This is a genomic window from Accumulibacter sp., assembly GCF_023806625.1.
Taxonomy (GTDB): Bacteria; Pseudomonadota; Gammaproteobacteria; order Burkholderiales; family Rhodocyclaceae; genus Accumulibacter.
In genome coordinates, this window is sequence record NZ_JAMTDX010000034.1 from 1 (window position 1) to 4,285 (window position 4,285).

3 protein-coding genes are annotated in these 4,285 nt (G+C 64.6%); all 3 read right to left on the bottom strand.

The window, feature by feature from the left end; genetic code table 11:
* Nucleotides 1-164 precede the first annotated feature (164 nt).
* The 3 genes from NFW05_RS06505 to NFW05_RS06515 are packed head-to-tail and all read right to left on the bottom strand — an operon-like array spanning nt 165 to nt 3,555.
* Entirely contained in the window at nt 165-1,049 is an 885-nt protein-coding gene (locus NFW05_RS06505; protein WP_295303925.1) for a plasmid partitioning protein RepB C-terminal domain-containing protein, read from the bottom strand.
* Nucleotides 1,046-1,990 carry a plasmid partitioning protein RepB C-terminal domain-containing protein gene (locus NFW05_RS06510; RefSeq protein WP_295303928.1) on the bottom strand — a complete coding sequence of 315 codons (945 nt, stop codon included), beginning with the start codon at nt 1,988-1,990 and terminating at the stop codon, nt 1,046-1,048. Before NFW05_RS06510 ends, NFW05_RS06505 begins: the two co-directional genes overlap by 4 nt.
* A gap of 2 nt (nt 1,991-1,992) precedes the next feature.
* The gene (locus tag NFW05_RS06515) at nt 1,993-3,555 is read right to left on the bottom strand and encodes a recombinase family protein (protein WP_295303933.1); all 1,563 of its coding nucleotides are present in this window, start codon (nt 3,553-3,555) and stop codon (nt 1,993-1,995) included.
* Nucleotides 3,556-4,285 lie beyond the last annotated feature (730 nt).

Below are 4,285 nucleotides of genomic sequence, written 5' to 3' on the forward strand. Positions count from 1 at the left end.
TCGCCAACAGCGATCCGCCGATGGTGCGGATCATCTCCGACAACCCGATCTACGCGCCCTACGAGCGCACAGCCGAGGAGATCACTATCATCGGCCGGATCCGCTGGTTCGCGCGGGAGATGTGAGGCGCGATGCCGTCACTGTTGCGAAGAGGCGGCGCCCCCTCAGGGCGATGGCTCGCGCGCAACGCTGGCGATGACGTTGCGCAGCTCTTCGCTGAGCTCCCGATGATGCCGATCAAGATAAAGCCGCACCTCCTCGTTGGCGAGCAGCCGGCTGACATAGCCCTTGGCAATCACCAGATTGAGCATGGCGTTCCCGTAGCCATCTTCGACTAGCCGGTAGTCGCGTTGCAAGTGCTCCATCTCGCGTTCCATGCGGGCGAGCGTCTCGGCGGTGATGCCGCGGATGACCTTCGGCTTGCCGGGGTCGGCAAGCTGCTCCCGCGGCGTCGCCGCCAGGAGGGCCCGGGCATAGGTGACGGTGAAGCGGTTGGCGGCGATCATCAGCTCGGCAACCTCCATCTGCCGCAGCGGTTTCATTTTGCGCAGAGCCTGGAACACGGCGACGCCGGTATGGCGATCCTTCAGCAATTCGGCGACTTCCGGCGCGATGCCGTGCAAGAGACGCTGCTTTTGCTTGATCGAAACGACGTTGACGTTGAGGGCGCGGGCGATCCGCTCCGGCGCCAAGCCACGCTCGATCGCCTGGCGGATCATGTTGTGCTCCTGGATCATGCTCAGGCGATTAATCCGCTTGTTGTAGGTATAACCCTCATCTTCGGTGGCGATAAGGCAGTGGGCATCGTTGGCGCCCAGCTCCTTCAGCACCTCGAGGCGCAAGTGACCATCGAGCAAGGCGTAGGTCCCACCGGCCTGCGGATGCACCACCAGCGGCTCGACAATGCCCACTTCGCGAACCGAGGTCCGGATCGTTTGATACCTGCGGCTGTTGCGCAGCTCCGGGGTCACCTGTCGGGTCGGCAGGATCAGCGCCAGCGGCAGCACGCGGGTCTCGTTCTCGAACGCGCAGCGGACGCGGCTACTCATCGGGGCGCCCGTTCCTTGATCTGCTCGGCGAGATACTTCGGCAGCGTTTCCAGCTTCTCGGCCCGCAGCAGCGTCAGGAAGTGTTCGTCGCGGAACAGCGTCTTCAGGGCGGTGACGACGAACAACAGCCGTTGTTCGGTGAGCTCGGCCCGACTGACCAAGAGCTTCTGCCGCCGGACCTCGGTCTCGTAGGCCTTGATCAGGGACTGCGTCGTGTTCGGTTGCGCGCGCACGTGGCTGGGCTTGCCAAATTGCTTGCCGTGATGGCGGCGCTCAGCCGCGATCCGGCGCGCCGTGATGAGACGATCCCCGCGCAGAGCGCCGCTCTCGTAGGCATCGGCCAGCAGCACCTGCAACTCAGCGTCATCGGCGCGCGCGATCTGCATGGCGACGGCCAGCGGGATCTGACCCTTCTCGACCGCGGTGACCAGGCGCTCCTCGCCGTCGCGCATGAGGGCCATGACCCCTTGAACGTAGGTGCGCCCGAGGTTGGTCTTCTCGGCGATCTCGTCGACGCTGTAGCCGCGCTCCTTCAGGCTCATGATCGCGTTGATCAGGTCCATCGGGGTGCGAATGCGCCGCGCCAGGTTCTCAACCAGGCTCATCAAGTAGCAGTCAGCCTCGGAGGCCTCGATGACGATCGCCGGCACCATCGTCTCGCCGAGCGCCTGACAGGCTTCCAATCGCCCCTGACCGCAGACGAGATCGTAGCGCGCCCCGTTGGCGTCGTGGTGGCCCTCCGTCACCGTGATTGGCCGCTTCAGCCCCAGCGCGGCAATGTTGTCGACGATCTCCTCAAAGATCTTCCGGTTGCGATGCCGGGGATTGAGGACCCGCACCGCTGCGACCGGAATCAACCGCACTGCCGTCGCCTGCGGCTGGCTGACACCTGCCGGCAGCGGCGTTTGCGCGTCCTCCCCAGGCGCCTCTTCCGCCGTCATCGTCAGGCCACCTCGCGCAAAGGCACACGCTCGGCGATGCCGAACAGGTAGTCGAGCGTTTCGAACCGGTAGGCGTCGAGACTGATGCCGTTGTCGGGCGCCAGCCGCAGACGGCTCGCCGTCATGTCGGCCGCCGGCAGCAAGTAGTAATCAAGGATCTCACGATTGCCATCGGCCATGCGCACCGCCACCGTGATGTCGGGAGCGAGCCCGGTATCGAAGCGGATCGTCCACCGCAGGCTCCCCGATGGCCTGGCGAAACAGCGCGCGATCACCAGCGAAACGCGGAGTTCGCTGTTGACGGTGAGCAGATCGGTCTTTGCATCCCGCGCAATGCTGCCGCCCAGGCGCTCCATCTCGGCAACCGTGCGGGCGACGATCTGGGGATGCATCTCCCGCAGCCGGCGGTTGATCTCGATGTAGGCAAAATCGGTCGCGGGCGTGTATCCCACCAGCGTATAGGCGCGCACCAGACTGCCGAAGCGACAGCGCAAGGCGCCCGAGGAAGGGCCCCCTTCCGCTTCGTCGATGACGATGGCGGACAGAAAACCGTGCGTGTCGTAGAGGCGCTTCAAGTGCGCCAGCATCTCCGCGTCGGAGTAGCGGCGGCTGCGTTCGCGGATGATCCCCTGCACCGCGTAGAACAAGGATGCCGGCACGATGGCCTCAAACGCCTGGTCGGCGCGCACCCACATCTCCGCCGGATTGACCACGCGACGCTTCTTCAGCTTGAACGAGACCCGATTGTAGACGTTGTTGCCGATATACTTCTCGTTGGTGAGAACCTGGTGCACGCTGGCGCGGGTCCACGGACGGCCAAGATCGGTCAACACCCGCTCGCCGTTGAGGATCGCCGCGATCTCGCCCTCGGTCCGGCCCTCCTCGACAAACAGGTGGTAGATGCGGTTGACGGTGGCGACCTCCTCGTCCGGCCCGGCGACGAGGACGACACGGTCGGTCTGCAGGCTCTTCTGCTGGCCGCGCTCGAGGATATCCTGCGGCTCGCCGCGCTGGTCGACCCGCATTCGCCTCAATCCGTAGCCGGCCGGCCCGCCCTGGCGGAAACCGAGCTCGATCAATCGGCACTGGCCGGCAAACACCTTGACCGACAACTCGCGCGAGTACTCACCGGCCATCGCCCGCTTGACGCCCTTGACGATGGTCGAGACCGGGCTGCCATCGTTGGCAAACTGCTCGGCGCAGTAATGCACGGCGATCTCGGCCCGGCGGCAGACGTACTCATAGTAGGCACTCTCGTCGGCGTCCTGGAACCGCCCCCAGCGGCTGACATCGTAGACCAGAACGTCGGTGAAATCGGCGCGGCCGCCCTCGACATCGGCGATCAGCCGCTTCAGCGCATCCCGGCCCTCCAGCCTGAGGCCGCTCTTGCCCTCATCAGCATAGGTTCGGATGATCTCAAGGCCATGCCGCTCGGCATATTCACGGATGACTTGGGCCTGGTTCTCGGTCGAGTACTGCTGATGGTCGGTCGACATCCGCACGTACTGTGCGGCGCGACGCAGCGGCCCCGCGGCATTCTTCGTCTCGGTTGCTGGCGGCGCCATTCGGCGTGACCTCGTCGCTGATCCCTTCCCGTCAGTTAGCGTGAACGGGTGCGGCTCAGCAAGTCAATCAAGTGTAAAACGACGTGAAATCCGAGACCTTGTCGGTGATTTTGACACTCGTGAAGACTTCCACACCGATCCTCGCCGATAAGCACGATGCTCCAGCCGCAGTTTATTACCGATGCGTGCCCGGTGTATTGGTTTTTCCCCGGCAGACACCCCTTGCCGGCGCCGCTCGCGGATCCGCATCACATCGTGAGATCCGCTGCGACAACGGACTCTGCGCCCCTTGCGAGCGGTCTGCCCCCGAGGTCACCATCGTCGGCCGGATCGGGTGACGTCGACACTGGGATCCTGCTTACCGCCAACTTCGCCGCCAGCGAATCACTGTGACTGGAAGCGTCTTCCGATCCTGGTTTCTCTGCGGAGAACTCGCCCTGCACGAACACGCAGCACTACGCGCGAATGCGCGCGATTACGCTAACTGATTGACTTCATTGCGCGTCCTCTGATCGGCGCTATCCTCGGGGCCATCGCGTCTCAAGGAGATCGCGCCCGTGTCCAGCGCCCTCGATCCCAACCTGATGACCGCCGCCGAGCGCTTGGACGAGATCGCCGCGATCCTCGCCGCCGGAATCTTGAGGCTCAAAGCGCGAGATTCGGCGCGCGCGGCCGGCGACCGCGGAGACCTTTCCCTTGCTATCCCCGCCCACCAGAGCCGTCATGGCCG

Excerpts from the sequence above, each read along its gene's own strand:
- NFW05_RS06505 (WP_295303925.1), bottom strand. The coding sequence starts at position 1,049 with ATGAGTAGCCGCGTCCGCTGCGCGTTCGAGAACGAGACCCGCGTGCTG.
- NFW05_RS06510 (WP_295303928.1), bottom strand. The coding sequence starts at position 1,990 with ATGACGGCGGAAGAGGCGCCTGGGGAGGACGCGCAAACGCCGCTGCCG.
- NFW05_RS06515 (WP_295303933.1), bottom strand. The coding sequence starts at position 3,555 with ATGGCGCCGCCAGCAACCGAGACGAAGAATGCCGCGGGGCCGCTGCGT.